The organism is Synechocystis sp. PCC 6714 (assembly GCF_000478825.2).
GTDB lineage: Bacteria > Cyanobacteriota > Cyanobacteriia > Cyanobacteriales > Microcystaceae > Synechocystis.
Genome location: NZ_CP007544.1, coordinates 79,073 through 103,516, shown reverse-complemented (window position 1 = coordinate 103,516; position 24,444 = coordinate 79,073). Strand labels below are relative to the sequence as shown.

Sequence of the window (24,444 nt, the reverse complement as noted above, 5' to 3'; positions counted from 1 at the left end):
ATAGAATTAGGTTTGTGGAAGCTATTCAATATTTTCCACAAATTATTGAATGAAAATTAACCGTCAGGGGCAAGCAAAAGTATTAACTGAGCAGGAATTACATAACCTGTTCACTATTGGGTTGCTCACTCCCCGCGATCGCCTTCTGTTTGGCATTTGTCTTTACACTGGTTGCCGTATTGGGGAAGCCTGTTCTCTGGCTTGGGATGATGTCACCGCTGATGCCATGACTTTCCGCATTGAAAAGACGAAGACTAAATCCAGTCGCACTGTGGCCATTACCCCAGCATTGCAAGCTCTTTTTGATCAGTACCGGCAAGGCCAACAATTTGTTAGATTTCCCTCTGCCTATGTGTTTCGGGGCAAACGGGTGGGGTCACACCTTCATCCTTCCATGGCCCACAAGATTTTGAAGGCGGCAACGGATAGGATTGGAGTGAAGGGAGTTTCTACCCATTCTTTCCGCAGGACTGCGTTAACCATGATGTGTCGCAAGGGCATTAACTTGCGGGTTATTCAAAAGATTAGTGGTCATAAGAATTTGAATGTGTTGTCCCACTATTTGGAGGTTTCTGAGCAGGAGAAGGAGCAAGCTTTATCTACAATTTCGTTTTAAAATTGATTGATAGAACGGTGACTTTGTAAATATTAATCTTGAACGAACTACCCTATTTTTTTCCATGACAACTTCTCCTGCAAATTTAGATTCTTTACCCATTCCCCCTGGTAACTTTGGTTTACCGTGGTTAGGAGAAACCCTGAATTTTCTTAATGATGGAGACTTCAGCAAAAAGCGGCAACAACAATTTGGGCCAATTTTTAAAACCCGTTTATTTGGTAAAAATGTCATTTTTGTTTCTGGGGCATTAGCAAATCGCTTTTTATTCACTAAGGAACAGGAAACTTTTCAAGCAACTTGGCCCCTCAGCACCAGAATTTTGCTAGGGCCTAATGCGTTAGCAACTCAAATGGGGGAAATACATCGCTCACGCCGTAAAATTCTATACCAAGCCTTTTTGCCCAGGGCATTGGACGGTTATTTACCGAAAATGGATGGCATTATTCAGGGATATTTGGAGCAATGGGAAAAAGCTGATGAGGTGATTTGGTATCCTCAATTAAGACGAATGACTTTCGATGTGGCGGCAACGTTATTTATGGGAGAAGGAGCAGGCCAAAATCCTCATTTATTTTCTTGGTTTGAAATTTATATTCAAGGATTATTTAGTCTACCAATTCCTTTGCCTAATACCTTATTTGGTAAATCCCAACGAGCAAGGGCTTTGTTATTGGCCGAGCTTGAACAAATCATCAAAACTCGACAACAACAGCCTCCCAAGGAAGAAGATGCGTTGGGCATATTATTAACCGCCCGAGATGATAATAATCAACCGTTATCTTTGTCAGAGCTGAAGGATCAAATTTTGTTACTTTTGTTTGCGGGGCATGAAACTTTAACTTCGGCATTATCTTCTTTTTGTCTATTGTTAGGACAGCATTCCGACATTCGAGAAAAGGTAAGACAGGAACAAAATAAATTACAATTAGGGCAAAAACTGACAGCAGAAACTCTTAAAAAAATGCCCTATTTAGATCAAGTGTTGCAGGAAGTATTACGGTTAATCCCTCCTGTGGGTGGTGGTTTTCGGGAATTAATCCAAGGCTGTCAATTTCAGGGTTTTCATTTTCCCAAGGGTTGGTTAGTTTCTTATCAAATTAGCCAAACCCACGCCGATCCTGATTTATATCCCAATCCCGAAAAGTTTGATCCAGAACGGTTTGCCTCTAATGGTAGTGCAACTCACAATCCCCCCTTTGCCCATGTTCCCTTTGGTGGTGGACTACGGGAATGTTTAGGTAAGGAATTTGCTAGGCTGGAAATGAAATTATTTGCCACCCGATTAATCCAGCAATTTGATTGGACATTATTACCTGGACAAAATTTAGAGCTGGTTGTTACTCCTAGTCCTCGACCTAAGGATAATTTACAAGTAAAGCTACATTCACTAAAATAATTCTAGGCAAACAATCAAATTAAAATTTGATCGTTGTAGTTCTTCAAAAATAACTCGCTCATTTTGAGCCATATTGGCTACAATTCTTCAGCTACAGCAAATTCAGTTTATTACTAGAACTAGCAGTTACATTCAAACAAAAAGTTATGGCTTGAAGCGCTAGGGGTAGAGTGATTAATAGGCAGTAAAAGTCATAGAGAATCCACTGTCTATTAAGCAGATGCAAGGGCGATCGACATTCTGGGTCACTTAAATTAACCCCTTGGTCTGCAAAAAGGCTTGTACCAACTTTTTCACATCAGTATTGCCCTCATCCATTTGCAAGTTGAGTTGTTGAATTTCTGTGGCGGTCAAGATCTCGGCTAATTCATTGATCGCTGGTCGGATTTGAGGATAGGTTTTTAAGATTTTATCATTGAAAATAGGTACGGCGTAATAGGGTGGAAAATAGCGTTTATTATCTTCCAAGACAATCAGTTTATTTTTAAAAATTTGCCCATCGGTGGAATTACCTGCCACCAAATCAACTTGGTTTGTTATTAATGCTGTATAAATTAAACCTAAATCCATGGCAATCGGAGGTTTAGTAAATTTCAAACTATAGGTACGACTCAGACCGGGGTAACCATCAGGACGGTTAAGAAATTCATAACCAAACCCTGCCTGCCATTCATTTTCTAAAGGCACTAAATCACTAATCTTTTTAAGACCATAGCGTTGGGCATCGGTGGGACGCACAACGAGCGCAAAAGTGTTTTCAAACCCCAAAGAGGGAAAAACGGTTAACTGAAATTTTCTGGCATAATCTCTTTTAACTGTCTCGTAAACTTCTTCTGCATTAGAAATAGGTTGTTGTTTCAAAATAACTGTGTAAGCAGTGCCTGTATATTCCACATAACCAGCGATCGCCCCGGATTTGACCGCTTCATGGGCAATATTGGTACCCCCCAAATTAAAACGGCGATTGACTGTCAAATTAGTTTTATTTTCAATTTGTTGGGCAAGCAGTTCTCCCAACACGTATTGCTCAGTAAAATTTTTTGCGCCAATGGTAATATTTGCCGGGTTGCCAAACCAGAGAGCATGAATCAAAAATGATAATCCCAGAAATCCCCCTAAACCGACCGTTCCCCAGCGCAAATTGCGTTGCCAACGGGATAACCGGGGGCCATGGCGGGACAGTTGTTTTTCGATTAAGCCAATGCCCCAATCAGCGATTAAAGCAATCAACGCGGCTGGAATGGCTCCGGCTAGGATCAGTTGGTCATTGACCAAGGAAATACCCTGAAAAATAAACACTCCCAACCCCCCTCCACCGATCGCCGCCGCAATGGTGGCAATACCCACACAAGTTACCGTCGCCACCCGCACACCGGCCAAAATGATTGTTAATGCTAAGGGTAATTCGATATAAATCAAGACCTGTTGAGGGGTCATGCCTAAAGCGAGGGCCGCTTCTTTTAATTCGGGATCAACGGATTTTAGCCCCGTGTATGTGTTGCGAATCAAGGGCAACAGGGCATAGAGCATCAACGCCACGATCGCCGGGGTAGGGCCAATGCCTCCCAAAAATGGCACCGTAATCAAAAAACCAAACATGGCCAAACAAGGGATAGTCTGGGCCGCATTGGCAAAAATCAAAATCGGCTGGGCTAGACGGGGTACTCGACTAATCACCACCCCCAACGGAATACCGATTAAAACCGCCACCGTCATGGCGATCGCCACTAGTTGAATATGTTCTTGGGTGTGGGTTAACAGTTGGGGCCAAAGATTGGCTAATGAGGTCATTGGTTTAGAAGACGGGGAAACTTAGTCTAACTGAACGACAAGCCCCTAATCTACCCATTCATTACCTCGCAGTGCGTTAACAATGATGTGCCGCAAGGGCATTAATCTCCGGGTGATTCAAAAGATTAGCGGCCACAAGAATTTGAATGAGTTGTTCCACCATCTGGAGGTTTCTGAACAGGAGAAGGAGCAGGCTTTATCTACAATCTCGTTTTAAAGTTAGATTAGTTTTTGGCCCACACCAGTCATTGAAAATTTTGAACAGCATAGACTTTAGCCGTTTTAGGATTAGTGGCAATGCCATAGCCAAACTTAGTGTAGTTGGGAGTCAATAGGTTTTTGCGATGTCCTTCCGAATACATCCAACTTTTCTGAAACCGTTCTACCAGTCCGTAGTTGAGAGAGAAATAGGGAGAGCGGGGTAAGACCACAATATTTTCACCGACTCCACCCTTTCCACCCAGAGCTTGATAACGGTCGGTGGGGGACTTCCCTTCAGGGGTATCGTGACCATAAAAATTCCGTTTGGCCATATCCTCCGCGTGACCCTGAGCTGTTTTGGTAATCAAGGGGTCTGCCACCAGAGGCGAAAGATTGTTTAACTGGCGATCTCGGTTGACCAGAGTAAGGGCTTGGGTTTGAAGGTCGGCCAAGGAACGAGTCTGATGGGCATTGAATATATGGGTCTGGGGCGAGCCAATTTTCCAGTTATCGCCACCATTGCCATTGTGATAGTAGAGTGAATCCTTGCCCTGAAACAAAATCATGGCTACTACTACAAAAATCCCTGTGGTTAGCTGTTTGGACTTTGGCGATCGATAACGTCCCATTAGTTTTCACCGACTAAGTGCCTAATTTTACCAAATGGTTTTGACATGGGAATAATTCAAGATTTTTTGGTCACAAGTAATCAGCGGGATGTCATACCGTCAGGCGATCGCCTGCGACTTGAGGCTTTTATAAAAAGTTTCATATTTTTGTTCCTTAATGTTTGACAGTTGGTAGTATTCTAAAAACTGATTAGTCGGCGATCACTCTATTTGGTGGTGATATACAGAAACTTTCCTTATAATCAATAGTTATGCCTAAACTGACCATAGGAAATGTTTAGAGATTATGAAAAAAATATTTGAAATCATGTAAGTGCCCTAAAAGAGCAGATTTGTTAAATGGATTAAAAAAATCTAATGACCGTAAGAGAGTTTCATCATTTTAGAGATATTATTAGGGTCTTATGAAAAATACATCAAATCTGCTTATTAAAAACGAAGATGTTGTCATTAGAGGAACCATTGTATGTCTAAACCTTGAACCTATGAGTTGGTGCGGAGATGGAAAAGTAACTGTATTAACTACAAACCATAGTGAAATAATTCTTCATTTAGTTGGAGGAAGAAGACCGCAGCCTTATTTTGCAGATGTTAGATTAGGTGATTTTATTGAAGCGTGTGGAATTGTAACTGAAGAAAATGCAATCTCAGTGACTAGCCCCGAAAAACATTATCTTCGACTTGAACCCGCCTAATTGCGGCATAACACATCATTAGAATGGGCAGAATTATGACATTTTGATAGTGGGTAAAAGATAGTTTCTGCCGCTCAATTCAGCTGTTAAAATCTCGATCGCCGTTAAACTCCTAGTAGAATTTGGCGATCGCCTACATCCTCAATATATGGTGGTAATCCACGGTGCCATCAAATACAGACCCCACAGAAAGTGGAGCTTTTTATGTAGTTTAGGTAAGTTTGGACGGCCCTGCTGATTTTTTTGATAATGATTAACTACGGATAGCCTTGGCGACATAGCAATACTTGTTATAGTTGATTTAATTGAAACTAAGATACTGACCGGAGCTAAAAAGCTGTTTGATAAAGGCCTTAGCCGTCTCAATCTTAATTTGATTGACTATATTTATGTGCTTCAACAAGATTATTAGATTGGCATCAACAATTATTTTCCAACCATAATTCAGAGGTCTTAAGAACGCTATGGCTGAGTTTTATGCCTATTTCGCCTTCAGACACAGTTATAATTGCTTCGTTATTTAACTGAATATCTAGAATTTTGGTTTTAAACCAGGATTGTTCATTACAAACAATAATTGAATCTCCCTTATTAATAGTTATATTAGAGATACTAAGAATTACAACATGTCCCTTATGATGAATTTCTAAAGGATGTCCAAGCCAGTAAGAATTCGATGGTTTGAACTGCACAACTCCAAATCCTAATAAGGAGATTTTAGCATCTTCCTTTGTTATAAAACCTTGTTCAATATTGTTGTATAGTTTGAACAGTTCGTATGTAGTCAGCAGGCCTCTTTCATCAGATTGAGCATCATTGATTTGTTGTTCACTAAAGGGAGGATTTCTTCTTCTCAGGGGAGGAAGATATCTTTGATGATTGACTATATATAGAGCAAAAACATCACAACTCTTTCGCTCTTTCGCTCTTCGATACTTAATCTTACTTATTTGTGAGCATTCACTATCTTTGGAAGTACCACCAATGCCTTTAACTTCCACAACCAATAAACCCTTCTCCAAAGGAATCTGGAGGTCTTCTTCCTTGATTTCTGGATTAGTTTCATCCATATTGACAATATTCTCGAAGCCAATCCAGGCAAGAAAATATTCAACAGATTTAACCAGTGGATTTCCTGTTTCAGTGAGTAAATTATGTAAAAATTTATACTTAGACTGATTTTTTTTAATTTCGCTTTCGATTTCTGTCACAGCCAATCTGTATTCATCTTCTAGCTTTGCTTTTTTTGTCAAAAGATTTGCTTGATTTGGAAGGAAATATTCCCTTGATTTTAGCCAAGAAAACCGCTCAGAATAAGGAAAGATTTCAGGAAATAATCCGGGCAATATTTCATCAATAAGCTCAAGCAAAAAACTTTTCTTTACATCATATTTCAATTGAGGGAAAGCAAAGATTGCTGATGTCCTTAAACGAAAGTCAACGAATCCTATAATTTCATTATTTGAATTCAGCAATAAAGGAATAAATTCACTGCTCTCAACATACCTCCGCTCATCCTGTAGCCACTTTCTGGGATGTTGAAATACAATTTCATAAATAAAATTTTTACTATGCTTTTGAAGAAAACTTTTTATGCTCTCTTCAAAATCCGAAACTGTTACATTTCTTCCTATCTTATTATATGTTGATTGCAACTGTGGAATAAACTCGTATAAGCGATGTTCCACTAGCTTATCTTCACAAACACCATTACGAGTTACCCTTGCAAAATGGTACTCAGTTACTTCTTGTGCGGAACAAAAGACAATAACAAGAGTTTGACGAGAGAAGAATTCTTCTAAATTTCTTCTCAAAATACTTGAAGATAGTGGGCGTGGATCAAAAACTGTTTCAGGATAGCTACTTAATAAGACAGGTTGTACACTTCCTTTGACGAAAGTCTGAGTGTGCTCAGATTCTAGATATTCAATCGGCTTTTGCTTTTGGAGATCTACGATTACAATGTCGTACTCGTGTAGATTGGGCGGAAAATCCAAGTTTAGCAGGCATTGATGTCTATCGTGTCTGCCTGAATTTGGCACTTTGACTTGAGGCCCCAAGGTACCAGAGTAGCAGTATAAACCTTTGTTTTGTAAGGCTTCAATAATCTCCTCTTCTAAATCGATCGCACAAATTTTAGGTCTTTCCTTGATCTGAATATTTAAAGATTGGTCTGTCATTCTACTTCATGGGTCATAGCAGCTTTTAAGTAATTTTAATGTATAGCCGTGCAAGTAATCCCTGAGCTAATTATTGAACATACACAAACACTCTGCATAATAATCTCTAGGGTAATGATATATGAAAATTTTCGGCATATCACTCCTAAAAGCGCATTAGGCAGGTTAAGGTACTTCAAAAAGAACTAATAACAATTGTCTTTCAGTCTTGACAGACGATGTTGCCATCAATTTACCTTTACTTTTCCCTCCAGGATCAACCCGTAACTATCATTCATGAAAGTGTAACTCCATCCGAGTGAATTTAGCGTTGTGTTAGCTGATTGCCCACCAACCCTTATTTATTCCGTCTCCGCCAATCCCAAGTGCGTTCTGCATTGCCATTAGCCCAAACCCCAGTTTTCTTGGCGATCGCCTATGTTTGACTGCGATTGTAACTCCCCATCACAGATAAAGATAATACCTGGGTGAATTTCTGTTGCCCTAGCAATTTGTTCAAAATCTTTGATATTGGCGGTGAAGACAATATAGTCACTATACTGAAAGCCAAAAATTTCTTCTGTTTAGCGATTATGAAAGTGCTTTGGAAAGTGCTGGGTCGTACAGGGAGTTTAGCTGCTGCACTGACGATTGGAATAACGAGCGCTTGCGCAACCCCAACCCGGAAAATATCGCGGTAGTTCTGCATATTGGGTGCCAGATTACGTCGGCACAATCCAGATTTGGAGTTCTGGAGCTCAAACTTACACGGCGATCGCAGACGTAGAATTGCAGCAGAAACCCACCAATATCTACGATCCAAATCTGACTGCATTTCAATATGAGATGCGAGGTTCGATCACAGTGACAACACCTTATGTGATTTCCCAGTCCGGTAAGGTCTTTGCCACCTGTACAGCTGCTAGTCCGGTTCCAGTAGGTATTGCTGATTCGCTGATGTCGATCTACACCAATGATGAACAGATGCCCAAAAACAGTTATGAATTCGTCATTGCACAGTTTGTTCGCCTACCTCGTTGTGTTGACGCCAATGGTCGCTCGATTCAACGAGAATATGAAACGATGCAGGTTCGATTTAATAGCTCTGATCAACTAGCTCAAGTGGGAGGCGCAGTCAATCGTTCAGCGAGACTTTCACCTACGGAGCAAGCAGAGTTAGATCGAGTAACCCAGGCAGGACAAGCAATGGTAGATGATCCGAGACTGCAACAGGAACTCGAAAAAATGATTGCCCAGGACGAAGCAACGTTTAGACGGACGGGGAGGCAGCCCAGTGCAGAGGAGATTTTAGCAAGGGTAGAACGGTTACGGCGACAGGGCATTCTGCCCGATGAGGATAAAGCTCCCACCCTGAATCCTGAGTCAGAAAGGAAATTGAATCCAGCTTACAAAGCTGATTATTCTCATCTAAGAAAGTTCACGAACATTAATCACTTGAAGGATAAGATGACAGTGAATCACGGTTCAGTGGTTCTCAATGTGTCTTGGGACTTGCGCCGTGTGAATGCACGTTAATTTGGAGTCTAGAAAAAATAACCTGAACATTTTTTCTTTCTAAACACTAAGCTTGGAGCAGTGTAGCGTCGCCATCAGTAATCAATAAATATTTCTGGCGATCGGTGGGACTTTTTAATTTCTCGTTAGACAGACTCGTAAAGCCAAAAATCGTAAATGAGACAGTTTAGATGAGCGACCAAAAATTTTCCACCGCTAAAACTAAGCCCTAGTCAAAAGGTATTGTCTGATTATGCGAGGGTTTCCTCTGTTAAAGATGTCACTGTCACCAAATGCGGAGTTCTCGCCATTAGTGGTCTTTCGGACACTTCTTCTGTCACTATTGGGTCAACGACCATAGGTGAATTCGTAGGTTTTGCCTGCATCAACAATGAGAGTGAACAAATTCGTAAGCCGCCGTCTCTTCTGAAATTATTGGGAAATTTTAATCATGACAACATCTTTAGTTCCTCCCTTCACTAAGGAAATTGCGATCGCCAAAGTACGGATGGCAGAAAATGCATGGAATGGTCGCAACCCGGATAAAGTCTGTATGGCTTATACCGAGGATAGTTTTTGGCGTAATCGGGCGGAAGTATTCCAAGGTCGGGAAAAAATCCGTGAGTTTTTGCGTCGCAAGTGGGATAAAGAGTTAAATTATCGTCTGGTGAAAGAGCTGTGGGCGTTTGGCGAAAATCGGATCGCAGTACGTTTTCAGTACGAATGGCAGGATGATGGGGGTCAATGGTATCGCGCCTATGGCAATGAAAATTGGGAATTTGATGAAGCGGGTTTAATGCGTCGTCGGGAAGCGAGTATTAACGACAAACCCATTGCTGAATCCGAGCGTCGTTTCTTCTGGGATGCCCCCGGCGATCGCCCATTAGATCACCCTGGTTTGATCAATACTCCAGAATAATGCCACAGCCCAAAATGTAGTCTATGTAATCTAAGGCCATGATTCTTGAGATAGGGATAAAATGTCTGCGCCTCGTCCATATAATGACTTCAAATTTTGAGTCGCAGCGGTTTTGAACTATCAATAAACCCGGGGATCATGGCAAAAATTCATCCCATGGTTCGGTGTCCATAATGTTGCTTGCAGCACTTTTCAAGATAGCGTCCTTTGATAGCGTGGATTTGATAGTGTTCTGAGCTGCTCGTGTTAGATTCTGCCCAGCTAATTTTTGATCTCCAAAAGGTAAATACAACTAGCAAGCGCATTTCTGGTTGCCTTGACACAACGGCGATCACCAAAGAAATCACCGAAGCATTAATCCATGATTTTCATTGCGTGTTTGCACGCATTTGGTTAACAGAGCCTGATGGTGCGAGTTTAAAACTGGTTGCTTCATCAGGGTTACATACCAGTACGAATGGTAGTTTTGCCCGTGTGCCAATGGGGGCCTATAAGGTCGGCAAAATTGCCCAAAGCTGTATTCCTTTTTTAAGCAATCATCTCGCCAATGAAACTTGGGTAAAGGATCGTGACTGGGCGATCGCCAATAATATTCGTGGTTTCGCCGGTTATCCATTGGTAGGCCATGACCGTGTGATTGGTGTCTTGGCTGTCTTTAGTGATGCTCCCTTTGTCGCAGAATTTCTGGAAGTTTTACAAGTTCTCTGTATGGCAGTGGCGATCGCCATTGATGCCGTCCGACAACTCCAGAACGAAACAAATACGATTAATACAACCCAATTTTTAGGCGATCAAATTCCTTTACCGGACGTTTTGGCCAGGCTGTTATCTCGGACAAAGCTCACCCTGATCGGCACAGAAAAAAAACTCTCTCCCACCCTTGCATATCTATTGATCAGAACCACAGAAATTTTTAATCAACTCTCCTGTAATTATTGCCGTCTTATCTATGCCGAGATTTCGGTCACCATCGAAGCCATTGTCGAAACATCCTTACCAGAAGTATTCAACACAGATGGGCGATCGCCTTTTAAAGAAATAGAATTTTTAGCCCACCATATTGGCGGTGAATTTAGGAGTCAAAGTAGTGCAAATAAATCTATCCTGCAAATTTCGCTGCAACTCCCCTATGACGGGTTCCAAAACATCGAGCTTAACAAACATCTCCTCTCGGAACGGGAAAAGGAAATCATCAGCTTATTAGCCCAAGGTTTACGCGATCGCGATATCGCCGAGGAACTTCACATCAGCGAGAGTACCGTTAAGTTTCATCTTAATGGCACCCTCCATAAACTCAACGCCAAAAATCGCTACCAAGCCATTTATCAAGCCACCGTACAAGGATTTATTTGACCGGCGGGCAGTGTTTCTCTAATTTTCTCCGCTAAATATTCCGCATCACGGGCAACCCCTGAGAATCGCCCAGAACCCCAGGTATATAACCAAGGTAAACCCAAGAAATATAGCCCTGCCACATTAGTCACGCCCCGATCATGTAGCGGTTCCCCCATCGAATTAAATACGGGAACATCGACCCAAGCATAATTAAAATTAAAACCAGTGGACCAAACAACCGCCTCAATTTCATCGATATTTAGGGCAAGGGGTGTGGAAGTTGGTTCCCAAACGGGCTGATAGGGTGCTTCGATGGGAGCATCAAGCTGATTTTTGGCAATATATTCATCAATATTTTGTTTAATTCTGGCGGCTGTTGCGTCTGCTTGATCGAGATTTTCCTTGAGATTATCGGCAAATAGAATTTGATTTACATCAATATCCTTGAGCCGTCCGTAGAGATGCATACCCTCAAGGGCGAATTGACGCAGATCAATTTCTCTGCCACCATCACGACCTGTTAAATAGTGGTTTGTTTTGTGGCGTACCATTTCCTTTTGGGGATGCTCATCAATGGGTAGATCATAATAGCCCATCAACTCTAACCACTCGACCACATCTCTCCCTCGGTAGCGGCGGGGTGAACGGGGTGCGCTGCCGGTGGCAAGGTGGACGGTTTTGCCCGCTAAGTGTAAGTCTTCAGCAATTTGACAGCCCGATTGACCTGTGCCAATTAATAAAACGTTATCTGGCAAGGTTTCTGGATTTTTGTAGTCTACCGAATGTAACTGGACAATATGGGGAGGTAGTTTTTTGGCGATCGCCGCAATTTTTGGTGTATGGTAGCCCCCAGTGGCAACCACCACTTGATCGGCGGTGTAAGTTCCTTGGCTGGTAATCACCTCAAAAGCATCAGCCCGTTGACTAAGCTTAGAAACCCCTACCCCCTCAAGGATAGGAGCTCGGAAAGATGCCGCATAATCCTCAAGATATTGGACAATTTCGTCCTTCACCATAAAACCCTGATCATCACCCCCTGCATAGGGAAAACCGGGTAACCGACATTGCCAATTGGGCGTAACTAAACAAAAAGAATCCCAACGTTGATTACGCCAAGCATAGCCAATTTGATTTTTCTCGAAAATAATGTGGTCAATACTTTCTTGTTTTAGGAGATAACTAATCGCTAAGCCCGCCTGTCCTCCACCAACAATAATGACGGAATAGTGATTTTTTTTCATATTATCTACCTGCATTGAACTCTATCTTTCTTGATAATCATCAACTGTAAGCCTGGAAATTTTTACCACTTGTATATTTGGCTACAAACTAATGATTTCTAATTCTATTAACAGGAAACATCGAAATAGTCTTGCATTTATAGGCTTTACAGAGACAGACCTGTTGATTTAGATAGGTGTCTAATCATCTAAATCTTGGGCAGACATACTGAACACAAACCCATTTCCAGGAAGATTCTAAGTCTTAAAACTCTTACTGTATCTAGATAAGAAGCATTTTTTCTGGCTAGGATTATTAGAAAAAGATCATCTTCATATAAAAAATCAAGAATGGTTAAACCTATGACTTTCAATTAAAACTAATCTTTTGTGACAAATGATACAAGAATAAGGAAACTTCGCTTCTACATTGATACGTGACTAATCTCAAGTCAAATCAGAATTTGAATTTAAGGAACTACAACCATGCCAGAGGTAACTAAGCCAGCTCACCAAACAGGTGATTTCTTAGTAGATTACGAGGAAAAAGTTTTTCCTGATGTCCAAGCTGAACCCGGTGAAAAAGCACTCATTACTTTTCATACAGTGGCGTTTGAAGGCTCCATTGGCTTAGTAAATTTAATGCAAGCTAGCCGCTTAATCAAAAAAGGCTTTGAAACGTCTGTTTTGCTCTATGGTCCCGGTGTTACCCTCGGTGTACAAAGGGGTTTTCCTAAGCTTGGGGATGAAGGTTTTCCGGGTCACCTGACGATGAATGAACGTATTGTAAAAATCATGGAAACAGGTGGTAAGGTTTATGCTTGTCGCTTTGCACTGCAAGCACTTTATGGCCATGGCGAGCCTTCTCTAATCCCCGGTATTCGTCCGATCAATCCCCTAGACGTGATGGATTTAATCTTGATGCACCGTAAGGATGGTGCGTTTATTCTTGATACTTGGACAATGTAAAAACCTACTTGATTAAATGTTTGGTCAATTATTGATGGGAGGGATGATTTGAAAATTTTGTTTTTGATTTTTTAGGTCTGACATATCAATCACTTGTTTTCAAATCATTTTTTATTTCTGAAACTATTCCAGTCGTTGTGCTGGGAAAAATCATGCTGAATTATACAAAAAATATTCGGGCGGCAGCGGCACAGATTAGTCCTGTTCTTTTTAGTCAACAAGGAACTATGGAAAAAGTTCTGGATGCGATGGCTAATGCCGCAAAAGAAGGGGTAGAACTAATTATTTTTCCTGAAACTTTTGTGCCCTATTACCCTTATTTTTCCTTTATCGAACCGCCGGTTTTAATGGGGAAAAGTCATCTAAAGCTTTATCAAGAAGCTGTTACTGTGCCGGGGAAAGTCACCCAGGCGATCGCCCAAGCCGCTAAAACCCATGGAATGGTCGTGGTGTTAGGGGTTAATGAGCGCGAAGAAGGCTCGCTGTACAACACACAACTAATTTTTGATGCAGATGGTGCGCTGGTGCTAAAACGTCGCAAAATCACGCCGACCTACCATGAACGGATGGTTTGGGGGCAAGGGGATGGTGCAGGTCTGAGAACGGTAGATACTACGGTTGGACGCTTGGGAGCCTTGGCATGTTGGGAACATTACAATCCCCTAGCCCGTTATGCGCTCATGGCGCAACATGAACAAATCCACTGTGGGCAATTCCCCGGCTCGATGGTGGGTCAGATTTTCGCGGATCAAATGGAAGTGACCATGCGGCATCATGCTTTGGAATCCGGTTGTTTTGTGATTAATGCAACGGGTTGGTTGACAGCGGAGCAAAAGTTACAAATTACCACCGACGAAAAAATGCATCAAGCCTTAAGTGGTGGTTGTTATACGGCAATTATTAGCCCCGAAGGGAAACATCTCTGTGAACCAATTGCTGAGGGAGAAGGGTTGGCGATCGCCGATTTAGATTTTTCGCTCATCACTAAACGCAAACGCATGATGGATTCGGTGGGACATTATGCCCGACCTGATCTATTACAACTAACCCTCAACAATCAGCCTTGGTCAACCCTAGAAGCCAACCCGGTTACGCCAAATGCTATTGCGGCAGTAAGGGATCCAGAGCTACCGGAAACCATCGAGGCATTGCCCCACAATCCGATTTTTAGCCATTAAGTACAAAAATTTAAGGATTATCCCAGCGACATGAATAAGCAACGTCTCATCACAGAACTGCAATCCAAAGGGTTGCGACTGGTCGATCCAAACGCCAAAGATCTTGGGCGTAAAGGCGGTGCAGGGCCTTCAGATCATCGGGCAGTGACGGTGGATGGGACGACGGTGATGGTGCCAATCTATACTTCCACCGCTGCGGCATCACCCTACAGTATCAACCTTGCATCCATGCCCCCAAAGACGGTTTTGAGCAAAGGGGACAAAGAAATTGCGGCGATCGCCCTGCCCCATCAACCCAAATTCTATGATTTGAAGACGGCAGATGGTATTCCCTATTCGCACATTGCGCTACTGCACAGCAACAACGTTTTAGCGACGACGGTTCAGCAAACCTGTATACGTTATCGCGACGAGTCCACGGTTTGTCAATTTTGCGCCATAGAAAAATCCCTTGATGCAGGTCGCACGATCACCCGTAAATTACCGGAACAGTTAGCCGAGGTCACAGAAGCCGCAGTCCGGTTAGACGGTATCGAACAGGTGATCATGACAACGGGGACGCCCAATTCCGGCGATCGTGGTGCAGCCTACCTGACAAAATGTGCAGCAGCCATTAAAGCGCGGGTCAATATTCCCATTCAGGCCCAGTGTGAACCCCCCGATGATTTTATTTGGTTCGAGCGCATGAAAGCCGCTGGTGTCGATAGTTTGGGAATGCATCTCGAAGCGGTTGATCCAGATGTTCGTGCCAAAATTATGCCCGGAAAAGCCGAGGTTCCAGTTTCCTATTATTACGAAGCTTATGAAGCCGCCGTTAAAGTTTTCGGTTGGGGACAGGTCAGCACCTATCTCTTAGCAGGACTAGGAGATAGCTTTGAAACCTTAGTAGAAGCCTCGGAAAAGCTGGTCAATATGGGTGTTTACCCTTTTGTTGTTCCCTTCGTACCCATTTCCGAAACACCTTTAGCCAATCACCCCGCGCCGGACAGTGATTTTATGTTTGCCCTGTATCAGAGGGTCGGCACAATCATTAAGCAATCACAGATTTCTTCAGCAGATATGAAGGCAGGCTGTGCGAAATGTGGTGCTTGTTCAGCATTATCAACATTTGAAAAATAGAGAGCTTTTTACGATGTCAAACAATCGTTTTCAGTTTGAATTGGCAGAATCTGCGGCGAAAATTCAAGGGTATTTTGCCCTACGCAGGGCAATTTTTTGTGAGGAACAGGGTATTTTTTCGGGACATGATTTTGATGAAATTGATCAATTTGCCTATCCAATTGTTGCCCTCGATACGGAGACTCCTGGGAAACCTACGGTGGCAGGTGTGGTGCGGATTTATGAAAATGAACCAAATGTCTGGTACGGCGGTCGGCTAGGGGTACATCAAAATTATCGGCGAGTGGGTCGCATTGGCAAGGGTTTGATTTATAAGGCTGTTACTGCGGCCCATGGTTGGGGTTGTACTAAGTTTTTGGCAACGGTGCAATTGCAAAATGTGCGTTTTTTTCAGCGGCAACATTGGCATTCGCTTGAGGAAATTGAGATCTGCGATCGCCCCCACCATTTAATGGAAGCGGATTTAGATTTTTATCCCCCCGTGGTCTATGCCCGACCGAAGCTCGATCTTGCTTTATTGCAGGTTTCTTAGATTTTGGTTATGTTAACTGACTTAATTATTGAACTGCGGCAAACCCTCGGCATTTTGCACAAGCAGGATATTCAATTGGCATCCCGTCAAGGTCAACTGCGATTGCTCGGGGATGGTGAGGCGATTCGATTGGGCGATGATTGTGCTGCAATTCCAGATGAGAATGGCTATCTACTCCTTGCCGCTGAGGGGATGGCTCCCAGTTTAATTACCCAAGATCCTTGGTTTGCTGGGTGGTGCAGTGTTTTGGTAAATGTCAGTGATATTTATGCCATGGGGGGCAGACCGATCGCCGTGGTGGATGCCCTATGGAGTAAGTCTTCCCACCAAGCTCAGCAAATTTGGGCAGGGATGCAAGCCGCTTCGGCTCGATTTAATGTGCCCATTGTTGGCGGTCATACCAATACCCACAGTGATTATGATGCGTTGGGGGTGGCGATTTTAGGTCGGGCAAAGTCTTTAATCACGAGCTTTGATGCTCAGGTGGGCGATCGCCTGATTCTTGTAAGCAATTTTCAAGGCAAACCGCGACCCAATGCTCCCTATTGCTGGGATGCGGCAACGATGGCAGAGACAGAAACTTTGCAAAAACACTGGGATCTGTTGCCCTATCTTTCTGAAAATGGGCTATGTAAGGCGGGGAAAGATGTCAGTATGGGCGGCATTATTGGTACAGCATTAATGCTTTTGGAAACATCAAAATGTGGCGCAATCCTCGACCTTGATGCCATTCCCCATCCGGCAGGTCTAGATTTTAGGCAATGGCTACTTAGTTTTCCGAGTTATGGTTTTCTGCTGAGCGTGCGTCCTCAGCTAGTCGAAACGGTCAGGGCTTGTTTTCAGGCTGAAGGTTTAGTGGCAGAGGCGATCGCCACGATACAACCAGGTCATAATCTCACCCTTAAACTAGGTTCAGAGTCCCAACTATTTTGGGATTTGCAGCAAAACCCCCTCACTGGCTTTACAGGAGATTCATAAACAATGCCCGAAGTTATATTTGATATCGTTTGGCCCGATGGTTCAGAGGATCAGTTTTATTCGCCCTCCACAGTGGTCAATCAATATTTTCAGTCCGGTCAAACCTACGAATTGGCAGATTTTGTGCGGCGATCGCAGAAATCTCTAACCCTTGCCAGTGAACGGGTGCGGCAAGTCTATGGCAGACCCTGCTCGATGGCGATCGCCCAACTCAAAAAAATTGAAACAAAGGCAGAGTGTTTTAGTCGCAATCCCGATCCCAAAGTCACTATCCAAAATATTGACTATGACTGAAAAAGTGGACACGTCCAAAGAGTCGAAAATTAGAGGAAGTAAAAGTGGGTAGGCTAGTCACCGGTGTTAAAATTCATAGTGCTCTTTTTGAATAAATTTAATACAAACTTTGTAGAAATTGCTACTGTCTAAATTTTATTCAGATCAGCCATAACGGTTGGGGTCAGCGGTCGCCATGTTTTTTGCATCCAATCCAAGTGACTTTGGTCAATTTGCCACATCTGAATATTAGCTTGTATTATGTTTTATGCGACTTTTGTAAGGGACAAGAGTTTATTGAGAGAGGATTTGCCTTACGATAAAAATATGGTTTATAGTCGTTTCTAGTAAGACTGAGGCAGTCAAATTCACCGAAAAGCTTGTTAATAAAGACTTAAGCAGTCTCGAAATTATTTGAAATTACTATACTTGCTTATAGACCAGTGCTATTCAGAATTCGCGTTACTGCATCAATAAACTTTTCTCCCCAAAGAATTGACAGTAAACCACAAGATATAACTAACACGAATCCAAAACCTAATTGAACTAGTCCAAAGTCATTAAATTGTCCATATGTAGCAGGGATAATAAGTATAATTACACCAAGTAGAGCACCGCCAAAAAAGGGATAGATATTTTTAGTAGGTGAGTGCTGGTTAGAATCGGTGTTGTTAGAGATCATAAGCAGTTTTTTGGGGGGTCAGTGATCATGTCAACAAACTTCCTAATTTGAGGTCAATACTCTGATTATATAAAAATTATTTTACTTCTGAAAAGCTAAGCTTTCCAAACATGTTCTAAGGCCAGTGGGCAGGATCAGCCGCTTTATTGCGCTGACTTGTTAGGCTACATTTGATATGTCTAGCCGACATCAGGCTGAACCCGGCGATCGCCTGTAGATTTCGATAAAGAAGATTTATATTTGAAAGAAAATTTTTGTTGCTATTCTGTTGGACAGTAGGCTTGGCAAACCAGTCACTCTTAAGGAGAATTGTATGGTTGATATCAAAAAGGTAAGTGATGAATTTTTGGCAGGTGGACAGCCCACCCCGGAAGATTTGAAGCAGCTTGCCGCTGAAGGGTTTAAGTCAGTGGTGAATCTACGATTACCAGATGAAGCTGGAGTATTAGCAGATGAACAGCAACTTGCAGAGGGAGAAGGACTACACTATGTAAATGTGCCACTCCAATCTACAGAAGCCAAAGCTGAATTAACTGCAACCGTTCTTTCTGAAGTAGAGAAATTGCCAACTCCCATCTATTTCCATTGTGGCGCAGGAGGACGAGCCAGTGCCTCAGCTTTGATCGCATTTGCTACCCAACAGAAGTTAAGTCGGGAAGCTGTTTTGGCAAAAGCTGAACAATTAGGTATTAACCAAGAGCAACCTCAACTCAAGCAATTTTTAGAAAGCTTCCAATAATCGTGTTTCAGAAAAATATATTTTGGAGAAATTGTCCATGTCTCCAACAGCAGGTTCTCAACCTCAACGAAAATCAACACCGCCTGATTAACGCTGAACCACTAGGAAACTATCACTAACTATAGTTGATTTAATTGAAAGTAAGACACCGACTAAAGCTAAAAGCATCTTTGGTAAAGACTTTAGTCATCTCAATCTTATTTGAATTGGCTATATTTCTGGGGCTTTGGGGAGACAGCCACCTTGAACTGCTCCACCTAGGCTTGGAGATCCACCCATCAATGTTGGGGATTTTTCAGGATTTCAGCGGTTACTAAAAAGGAATGGATTAAAGACGGGAACCCCTGATTTTTCAAAGTCTCCTCCATTGCGCGTCGCAACACACAGATCATGAACAACGGCGATCGCCTCCCAATGGCTGGATAAAAAAATTCAACAATGACAGTGTATATGCTATCATTGGCTTTGTGAATAATCGAATTGTCATTGACACCAGCGTTTTTGTGAGTGCCCTGATTGGTGCTGATGGGCCGAGTCGGAAACTGATTAGGTATTGTTTGTTGGGGCAGTATCAACCACTGATAGGAAATGCTTTATTTGCCGAGTATGAAGCTGTAATGGGACGTAAGGAGATTATTGACCAATGTGTTTTGAGCCAGACTGAGGTTGTTAGTTTACTAGAGGCTTTGATGTCGGTTTGTGAGTGGGTTAATATTTACTATCTGTGGCGACCCAATTTAAGGGATGAGGGAGATAATCATTTGATTGAGTTAGCAATCTCTGGTAATGCCCACTATATTGCAACCAACAATGTCAAAGATTTTCAAGGAACAGAGTTAATTTTCCCTCGCTTGTCAATTTTGAAACCAGAGCATTTACTAAGAGGCTAAACCATGGGTACTTTAACGATACGGATGCCGGATGATAAACACTCCAGACTTAAACAGCTTGCGGAGTCTAGGGGAATTAGTGTGAATAAGCTAGTTGAGGAGCTTTCAACCATTGCTCTGACTGAATTTGATGCTTATAATCGTTTTCGGTTAATGGCGGCCCGGGGTAACGTCATAGAGGGTTTAAAGCTTTTGGATAAGTTAGATGGATTAAGTTAAAACCCTAGTAAAGTCTGGTGACAGTTGGGGAATGTCATTTTGATCCTGAAGCACTACGTTAGTTTTTTGTCCTTAGAGCAAAACAAACCTAAATTTTGACTGCCTTTACAGGGCCTTTTGGCCGCCCTCCCTTTTTGCCATTTTCACGAGATGATCGCCGTTTAGCTTCAGAAGTCTGTTTTCCTCCTTGACGACCAATCTCTGCCATCCAAGCCTTTGTGCCAAAAACTCCTTGAACTAAGCTGAGAATACTAAAATCTGCATCTAGACTTGGCCAGTGCACACTTAACCCCGCCCGATCCAACCAAACATCATTTAATTGCTCCACTGTTGCCCCTTGCAAGCCCTGAATCAAATCTGGCGGTACGGCAAACTGTGAACCATTGGCGAAATAAAAGACAATTAAATTCCGTTGATGGTCATATTCAACCTGGCGGGCACAGGGGCCAGCATTTTCGTCGGCGATCGCCGTTTCTTTTGCCTGGGCTATTTGGTCGGCAAGGGCTTCCTCGCTAAAATCTATCGTCCAATTACGTGCCATGAATACGGTTCCACTCCTGCAAAAATAATTCTTGGTGTTCAGCCACTAGCTTTAATGCTTTGATAGCATCCCGATTACTGATACTGGGGTCAACGGTCACTAACGAGGGCGGTTGATCCTCTGAACCGAGATTGATCTTAATCCCCGGTTGATTGCGGGAACTTTTACGACCCTGAAAGATATGAACATGGGCAGGGACATGGTCGTTGGTATAGATGAAAACCGTCAGCCCATTCCTAGGGTCTTCAAAGATTTTAGGCATAATCAATCGATGGATAAACCCAGAATAACCTAAGCAGTTAGGTTTATTCAATCTCTCTCATTACCGCTGGTTAGAGTATCCATATTTTTAGTAATCACCCGTCTGACGGATATCTAAGTCCTTAAATCCCTTATTATGTCAAGCTCTTACGGGTAGCTCACTTTAATGCCTCTTCATCTGAGCTTCTTAGACACACTCAAGATTTCCCAAAACCCCTGTCAGTTAAAAGCTTCGACATCTTTTTCCTAAATTTTATCAAATATATTGTTTACTACAGCGGATAATGTATCAGTTAGGTATATCTAAAATGCCTGTAATCACTGTTTGACAAAGACTTTGGTGTGCCAGATGGAAGGCGTAACCGTTGTATCTTAATTCATGCAGAGCCTCAGAAGAACAAAAAAATTAGCAAGATTTGTAGGCAATGGATAGCTAACGCCTGCGTGAGTCATCGGGTGTGCTTCTGGGCTTATTGGGTCTAACCTTTAGCATCAATTCGACCGACGCAGCACGCTCGGCAAGATAGAAGACAATCGTTGGGCCACCGTGTGCTGTAGCTGACACATCAAAGAACCCCTGAAGTGAGGTTTGAATTACACCGGTGCCTCCAAATGACACATTCACTGGATGGGTGGGCAGAAGTGCTACTTCTAAAAACCGAAGCAACTTACTTGAATTGAGTAAGGGAAAGCGCCTTCCGGACAGCTCGCCTCGTGTTATTGCATGTAGGTCGACGTTTTCTTGTTCTACTACTTCGTAGTGCCTTGATGTAGCAAGGCAAGCATCAATTACGCAGTCTATGAAGACGATGTTCCCGACGTTCGCTTCTAAAAACTCAATAACCGCGGTGTTTTCATCGCCGGTGATAGCAACTACTCCTTCAAACTTCGGAATTGACAGCGATTCAGCTGGTGGCTGCCATTGCAATCCGCAGACGGGCGTCGAGAATCCGGTGATTCGTCTGAATAGCGACATCAAATTCGAGAACATGATTTGGCTTCCTTACGATGCCTAACTATTGATTATATGGCAAATTTCCGTACAATAGTCTCCACAGTAATGATATGTGTAAACCTTCAGCATATCACTCCATTTAGGCGATGTCGTAAGAAAAGTTCGGTATATGACTTTCAAAAGCGTGTTAGGCAGATTAGGACACTGAAAAAAGTATTGATAGTAATCGTCTTTTCGTGTTAACGAATAATCATGCTATAAATTTAGCTCTAATTTTTTGTCTCAGATCAACCTGTAATAAATATTCCACCTACTTTCCATTTTGACCAAGATCATCATTTAAACCCCTAGTAAAATTCCGTTTTTTGATGAAGATCTTTCAATAATAAGAGAATAAAACCCCCTGAATACCCCCGTAAAAGTGTTGATTAGTTGCCGTAATGATGGTTAAGTTTGGCATGGTTTCAATATTGTCAGGGTTAACATTCCGCCATGTACAATCCATCAATCACTGATGGGCCGCTTCCAACTGTTCCGGGGAAAAAACAAACTTCATTTATCCCTCTTTCTCTAATCCTAAGGGAGTTCTGCATTGCCATTAGACCAAACTCCGGCTTTACTGGCGAGCCAATAACTAGGTGAATGAGCCTAGCATTGACAAGACAATGCAATCGCATTACCATAAGCATATGATTTTACAGGTTAAGAGGTTGCTATGGCTGGAATATTGGCCCCATGCCCAGAATCCACCCTTACGGATCGCTATCAGACCACAGTGCCCGATCCGGTTCGCAAAGCCTTGGGGTTAAATAAGCGAGATAAAATTTGCTACACCATCGAACCCGACGGCAAAGTGTGGATTTCCAGGGTTGACCAGGAAGAAAATGATCCAGTGCTGGGAAAATTTCTGGATTTTCTGGCACAAGATATGGACAAAAACCCCCAACATATCCAGGCAATTAGTTCTGAGCTTGTTGGTCGTGTGCAGTCCCTAGTATCGGGCGTTGATGTGGATCTCGATGCTCCCCTGTTGGATGAGGACGAATAGGTTTGTCAATAGATGAGTCTTTAGTAATTAATGGATGGAAAATATTTGCCCATCCCTTATTTCTTGAGCAAGTTGAAGAACTTGTGGCTCAGGTTGAACATTTGCGACAAAAGAATCCAAAAGAATATAAAAAGAAAAAAGCTACTAAGCGACTGGCGGCGATCGCCAAATTAGCCTTTGATATTATTCCCCAAGATCCAACCCGTAATGAATATCAACAAGGGAGTACGCTTGGGAATAGTTATAAACATTGGTTTAGGGCTAAGTTTTTTCAGCAGCATCGATTATTTTTTCGCTATCACCAAGAAAGCAAAATAATTCTCCTGGCTTGGGTTAATGATGAAAATTCTAAACGAGCCTATGAAAGCAGTACCGATGCTTATAAAGTCTTTAGAAAAATGCTTGAAAACGGTCATTCTCCCAATGATTGGAATGATTTATTAATAGAAGCTAAAAGTGTTGGCGATCGTTTACAAAAGATTGTTGAAGTTGAATTTTAACCTTAATAACCTGACTGCTGAGCCGTGACCATTCCCGAAAAGTTGCGGCTTTTTGGCGGTCGTAGCTGCTTAGTTGGGCTAAATATCTTTCACTATCCCCCTCCCCAAAGCGGTAGGAGACCCTAGCAATTTCGAGGCGTTGCTTATCCCGCTTGGCGATCGCCCCAATGAGAACGGGCACGGGGTTAGTGGTTTGGACGACAAAATCTTGTTTTCGCTGGACAAACGTTGCAAATGTCTAGTGATTTGTCTAACGCTCTTATTGCACAAACTGGACAATTCTTCCTTGGTCTTTGGACTGTCCAACGCATCCAGTATTAGTTGACGGACAACTTCACTTTGTTTGTGGGTAGGCCAGTCGTGGGAGTTAAATTCCATAATGAACTCCTTAAAATTAATAGTTTATATTGTCCAATAGCTAAAGAAAAATAACCACAAAGATTAGAAAATTTAACTTTCTTTAAAGTTTCCTTAATTTGTCCACTAACGCTCTGACAATCCTAGTTAACTGCTGAGTTGATTGTTGGAAATGCTGTTCAAATAAATTCTTAAATATAGGAATATTTACCAATGAAAGCAAACAAATTTAGCCATAGGAGTTGATCCCAATAATTTTTACTAGGGGTTTCAAAGTTGGCGATCTCAAAACATGCCTTGAACAAATTCCAACTGTCTTTCTTTGACTCTGATCCGCTACCCTAAAAACAGAAAGGGAGAGCCGCGAACTCTCCCAATCCATTACACAAATCTAATAGGAAGTTTAACGTATGTCAGACCGACTAGATCGCATTGAGGCCCTGATTGAATCCAACGCCAAGAGCATTGAAGCATTAACAATCAAAGCTAATCAGGATAGTTCCCTTTATCGCAAAGACCGGGCCCACGTCTTTGAATGGATGGCACGATTAGCGGCCGCCCAAGCCGATTTTTATGAATCCCAATCGGATTACCTAGATCATCTACAAAGAATTGAGGACAAACTGACGGAGATCCTTAACCGAACAACCCCCAACCCCTAAGATTCCCCTGATCGGTATTAGATTATTACAACCCTGGCTCAAGTCGGGGTTTTTATTTGGGT

26 protein-coding genes and 1 pseudogene are annotated in these 24,444 nt (G+C 42.5%); 19 read left to right on the top strand and 8 right to left on the bottom strand.

What is annotated here, in order from left to right:
• Positions 1-49 precede the first annotated feature (49 nt).
• Both D082_RS17045 and D082_RS17040 read left to right on the top strand, forming a co-directional pair.
• Positions 50-616, top strand: coding sequence for a site-specific integrase (locus D082_RS17045; protein WP_040123020.1), 567 nt, complete (start codon positions 50-52; stop codon positions 614-616).
• 64 nt (positions 617-680) lie between these two features.
• Entirely contained in the window at positions 681-2,015 is a 1,335-nt protein-coding gene (locus D082_RS17040) for a cytochrome P450 (protein WP_028946589.1), read from the top strand.
• Between the two features lie 249 nt (positions 2,016-2,264).
• On the opposite strand, the gene D082_RS17035 is transcribed toward D082_RS17040, so the two are convergent.
• Positions 2,265-3,806 (bottom strand): glycine betaine ABC transporter substrate-binding protein, encoded by a 1,542-nt coding sequence (locus tag D082_RS17035; RefSeq protein ID WP_028946590.1) that lies wholly within the window; start codon positions 3,804-3,806, stop codon positions 2,265-2,267.
• 64 nt (positions 3,807-3,870) lie between these two features.
• On the opposite strand from D082_RS17035, the pseudogene D082_RS19375 reads away from it, so the two are divergent.
• Positions 3,871-4,023: pseudogene (locus D082_RS19375) on the top strand (site-specific integrase); the annotation flags it as partial.
• Between the two features lie 28 nt (positions 4,024-4,051).
• On the opposite strand, the gene D082_RS17030 reads toward D082_RS19375, so the two are convergent.
• Positions 4,052-4,573, bottom strand: a complete 522-nt coding sequence (locus D082_RS17030; protein ID WP_028946591.1) for a CAP domain-containing protein — start codon at positions 4,571-4,573, stop codon at positions 4,052-4,054.
• A 467-nt stretch (positions 4,574-5,040) separates the two neighbouring features.
• Here D082_RS17030 and D082_RS18450 point away from each other — a divergent pair, with 467 nt between their 5' ends.
• On the top strand, positions 5,041-5,331 hold the full coding sequence (locus tag D082_RS18450; RefSeq protein WP_144428775.1) for a hypothetical protein: 291 nt from the start codon (positions 5,041-5,043) through the stop codon (positions 5,329-5,331).
• A gap of 419 nt (positions 5,332-5,750) precedes the next feature.
• Here the strand turns inward: D082_RS18450 and D082_RS17025 are convergent, their stop codons facing one another.
• Entirely contained in the window at positions 5,751-7,511 is a 1,761-nt protein-coding gene (locus tag D082_RS17025) for a hypothetical protein (RefSeq protein ID WP_028946592.1), read from the bottom strand.
• Between the two features lie 693 nt (positions 7,512-8,204).
• Here D082_RS17025 and D082_RS17015 point away from each other — a divergent pair.
• From D082_RS17015 to D082_RS17005, 3 genes are all read left to right on the top strand, one after another.
• Positions 8,205-9,026, top strand: a complete 822-nt coding sequence (locus D082_RS17015; protein WP_028946594.1) for a hypothetical protein — start codon at positions 8,205-8,207, stop codon at positions 9,024-9,026.
• A 430-nt stretch (positions 9,027-9,456) separates the two neighbouring features.
• Complete coding sequence (locus D082_RS17010) at positions 9,457-9,924, top strand: DUF1348 family protein (protein ID WP_028946595.1); 468 nt, start codon at positions 9,457-9,459, stop codon at positions 9,922-9,924.
• Between the two features lie 243 nt (positions 9,925-10,167).
• Positions 10,168-11,277, top strand: a complete 1,110-nt coding sequence (locus D082_RS17005) for a LuxR C-terminal-related transcriptional regulator (RefSeq protein ID WP_028946596.1) — start codon at positions 10,168-10,170, stop codon at positions 11,275-11,277.
• Here the strand turns inward: D082_RS17005 and D082_RS17000 are convergent.
• Positions 11,250-12,500, bottom strand: coding sequence for an MSMEG_0569 family flavin-dependent oxidoreductase (locus D082_RS17000; protein ID WP_028946597.1), 1,251 nt, complete (start codon positions 12,498-12,500; stop codon positions 11,250-11,252). The two genes, D082_RS17005 and D082_RS17000, sit on opposite strands and share 28 nt — an antisense overlap.
• A gap of 465 nt (positions 12,501-12,965) precedes the next feature.
• Here D082_RS17000 and D082_RS16995 point away from each other — a divergent pair, with 465 nt between their 5' ends.
• From D082_RS16995 to D082_RS16955, 9 genes are all read left to right on the top strand, one after another.
• Complete coding sequence (locus D082_RS16995) at positions 12,966-13,448, top strand: MSMEG_0572/Sll0783 family nitrogen starvation response protein (protein WP_028946598.1); 483 nt, start codon at positions 12,966-12,968, stop codon at positions 13,446-13,448.
• A gap of 152 nt (positions 13,449-13,600) precedes the next feature.
• Positions 13,601-14,626, top strand: a complete 1,026-nt coding sequence (locus tag D082_RS16990; RefSeq protein ID WP_028946599.1) for a Nit6803 family nitrilase — start codon at positions 13,601-13,603, stop codon at positions 14,624-14,626.
• A 30-nt stretch (positions 14,627-14,656) separates the two neighbouring features.
• Positions 14,657-15,745 (top strand): MSMEG_0568 family radical SAM protein, encoded by a 1,089-nt coding sequence (locus tag D082_RS16985; RefSeq protein ID WP_028946600.1) that lies wholly within the window; start codon positions 14,657-14,659, stop codon positions 15,743-15,745.
• A 13-nt stretch (positions 15,746-15,758) separates the two neighbouring features.
• Positions 15,759-16,277, top strand: a complete 519-nt coding sequence (locus D082_RS16980; RefSeq protein ID WP_040123019.1) for an MSMEG_0567/Sll0786 family nitrogen starvation N-acetyltransferase — start codon at positions 15,759-15,761, stop codon at positions 16,275-16,277.
• Between the two features lie 9 nt (positions 16,278-16,286).
• Positions 16,287-17,255 carry a sll0787 family AIR synthase-like protein gene (locus tag D082_RS16975; protein WP_028946602.1) on the top strand — a complete coding sequence of 323 codons (969 nt, stop codon included), beginning with the start codon at positions 16,287-16,289 and terminating at the stop codon, positions 17,253-17,255.
• 3 nt (positions 17,256-17,258) lie between these two features.
• Entirely contained in the window at positions 17,259-17,549 is a 291-nt protein-coding gene (locus D082_RS16970) for an MSMEG_0570 family nitrogen starvation response protein (protein ID WP_028946603.1), read from the top strand.
• Positions 17,550-18,523: 974 nt separating this feature from the next.
• Positions 18,524-18,949, top strand: coding sequence for a beta-lactamase hydrolase domain-containing protein (locus D082_RS16965; RefSeq protein WP_028946605.1), 426 nt, complete (start codon positions 18,524-18,526; stop codon positions 18,947-18,949).
• Positions 18,950-19,416: 467 nt separating this feature from the next.
• Entirely contained in the window at positions 19,417-19,839 is a 423-nt protein-coding gene (locus D082_RS16960) for a putative toxin-antitoxin system toxin component, PIN family (protein WP_028946606.1), read from the top strand.
• A gap of 3 nt (positions 19,840-19,842) precedes the next feature.
• Entirely contained in the window at positions 19,843-20,058 is a 216-nt protein-coding gene (locus D082_RS16955; protein WP_028946607.1) for a toxin-antitoxin system HicB family antitoxin, read from the top strand.
• Positions 20,059-20,146: 88 nt separating this feature from the next.
• Here the strand turns inward: D082_RS16955 and D082_RS16950 are convergent, their stop codons facing one another.
• The 3 genes from D082_RS16950 to D082_RS19240 all read right to left on the bottom strand — a co-directional run bounded on the left by D082_RS16950 (position 20,147) and on the right by D082_RS19240 (position 21,851).
• The gene (locus D082_RS16950) at positions 20,147-20,599 is read right to left on the bottom strand and encodes a DUF2442 domain-containing protein (RefSeq protein WP_028946608.1); all 453 of its coding nucleotides are present in this window, start codon (positions 20,597-20,599) and stop codon (positions 20,147-20,149) included.
• Complete coding sequence (locus tag D082_RS16945) at positions 20,589-20,861, bottom strand: DUF4160 domain-containing protein (protein WP_028946609.1); 273 nt, start codon at positions 20,859-20,861, stop codon at positions 20,589-20,591. The genes D082_RS16950 and D082_RS16945 overlap by 11 nt, the downstream gene beginning before the upstream one ends.
• Before the next feature lie 432 nt (positions 20,862-21,293).
• Positions 21,294-21,851, bottom strand: coding sequence for a hypothetical protein (locus D082_RS19240; RefSeq protein ID WP_238546922.1), 558 nt, complete (start codon positions 21,849-21,851; stop codon positions 21,294-21,296).
• Between the two features lie 679 nt (positions 21,852-22,530).
• Here D082_RS19240 and D082_RS16935 point away from each other — a divergent pair.
• Together D082_RS16935 and D082_RS16930 are read left to right on the top strand one after the other, a co-directional pair.
• Positions 22,531-22,863 (top strand): type II toxin-antitoxin system PrlF family antitoxin, encoded by a 333-nt coding sequence (locus D082_RS16935; protein WP_028946611.1) that lies wholly within the window; start codon positions 22,531-22,533, stop codon positions 22,861-22,863.
• A gap of 26 nt (positions 22,864-22,889) precedes the next feature.
• Positions 22,890-23,363, top strand: a complete 474-nt coding sequence (locus tag D082_RS16930; protein ID WP_369796155.1) for a type II toxin-antitoxin system YhaV family toxin — start codon at positions 22,890-22,892, stop codon at positions 23,361-23,363.
• Here the strand turns inward: D082_RS16930 and D082_RS16925 are convergent.
• Positions 23,314-23,544, bottom strand: a complete 231-nt coding sequence (locus D082_RS16925) for a hypothetical protein (protein ID WP_028946613.1) — start codon at positions 23,542-23,544, stop codon at positions 23,314-23,316. The two genes, D082_RS16930 and D082_RS16925, sit on opposite strands and share 50 nt — an antisense overlap.
• A gap of 586 nt (positions 23,545-24,130) precedes the next feature.
• Here D082_RS16925 and D082_RS16920 point away from each other — a divergent pair.
• Positions 24,131-24,382, top strand: coding sequence for a hypothetical protein (locus tag D082_RS16920; RefSeq protein ID WP_040123017.1), 252 nt, complete (start codon positions 24,131-24,133; stop codon positions 24,380-24,382).
• Positions 24,383-24,444: the final 62 nt, after the last annotated feature.

Coding starts and splice junctions, on each gene's coding strand:
- D082_RS16965 (WP_028946605.1), top strand. CDS start 18,524: ATGGTTGATATCAAAAAGGTAAGTGATGAATTTTTGGCAGGTGGACAG.
- D082_RS17040 (WP_028946589.1), top strand. CDS start 681: ATGACAACTTCTCCTGCAAATTTAGATTCTTTACCCATTCCCCCTGGT.
- D082_RS16970 (WP_028946603.1), top strand. CDS start 17,259: ATGCCCGAAGTTATATTTGATATCGTTTGGCCCGATGGTTCAGAGGAT.
- D082_RS17045 (WP_040123020.1), top strand. CDS start 50: ATGAAAATTAACCGTCAGGGGCAAGCAAAAGTATTAACTGAGCAGGAA.
- D082_RS16935 (WP_028946611.1), top strand. CDS start 22,531: ATGGCTGGAATATTGGCCCCATGCCCAGAATCCACCCTTACGGATCGC.
- D082_RS16980 (WP_040123019.1), top strand. CDS start 15,759: ATGTCAAACAATCGTTTTCAGTTTGAATTGGCAGAATCTGCGGCGAAA.
- D082_RS16950 (WP_028946608.1), bottom strand. CDS start 20,599: ATGGCACGTAATTGGACGATAGATTTTAGCGAGGAAGCCCTTGCCGAC.
- D082_RS17010 (WP_028946595.1), top strand. CDS start 9,457: ATGACAACATCTTTAGTTCCTCCCTTCACTAAGGAAATTGCGATCGCC.
- D082_RS16995 (WP_028946598.1), top strand. CDS start 12,966: ATGCCAGAGGTAACTAAGCCAGCTCACCAAACAGGTGATTTCTTAGTA.
- D082_RS16985 (WP_028946600.1), top strand. CDS start 14,657: ATGAATAAGCAACGTCTCATCACAGAACTGCAATCCAAAGGGTTGCGA.
- D082_RS16945 (WP_028946609.1), bottom strand. CDS start 20,861: ATGCCTAAAATCTTTGAAGACCCTAGGAATGGGCTGACGGTTTTCATC.
- D082_RS17000 (WP_028946597.1), bottom strand. CDS start 12,500: ATGAAAAAAAATCACTATTCCGTCATTATTGTTGGTGGAGGACAGGCG.
- D082_RS18450 (WP_144428775.1), top strand. CDS start 5,041: ATGAAAAATACATCAAATCTGCTTATTAAAAACGAAGATGTTGTCATT.
- D082_RS16955 (WP_028946607.1), top strand. CDS start 19,843: ATGGGTACTTTAACGATACGGATGCCGGATGATAAACACTCCAGACTT.
- D082_RS17030 (WP_028946591.1), bottom strand. CDS start 4,573: ATGATTTTGTTTCAGGGCAAGGATTCACTCTACTATCACAATGGCAAT.
- D082_RS16975 (WP_028946602.1), top strand. CDS start 16,287: ATGTTAACTGACTTAATTATTGAACTGCGGCAAACCCTCGGCATTTTG.
- D082_RS16920 (WP_040123017.1), top strand. CDS start 24,131: ATGTCAGACCGACTAGATCGCATTGAGGCCCTGATTGAATCCAACGCC.
- D082_RS16990 (WP_028946599.1), top strand. CDS start 13,601: ATGCTGAATTATACAAAAAATATTCGGGCGGCAGCGGCACAGATTAGT.
- D082_RS17025 (WP_028946592.1), bottom strand. CDS start 7,511: ATGACAGACCAATCTTTAAATATTCAGATCAAGGAAAGACCTAAAATT.
- D082_RS17035 (WP_028946590.1), bottom strand. CDS start 3,806: ATGACCTCATTAGCCAATCTTTGGCCCCAACTGTTAACCCACACCCAA.
- D082_RS19240 (WP_238546922.1), bottom strand. CDS start 21,851: ATGTTCTCGAATTTGATGTCGCTATTCAGACGAATCACCGGATTCTCG.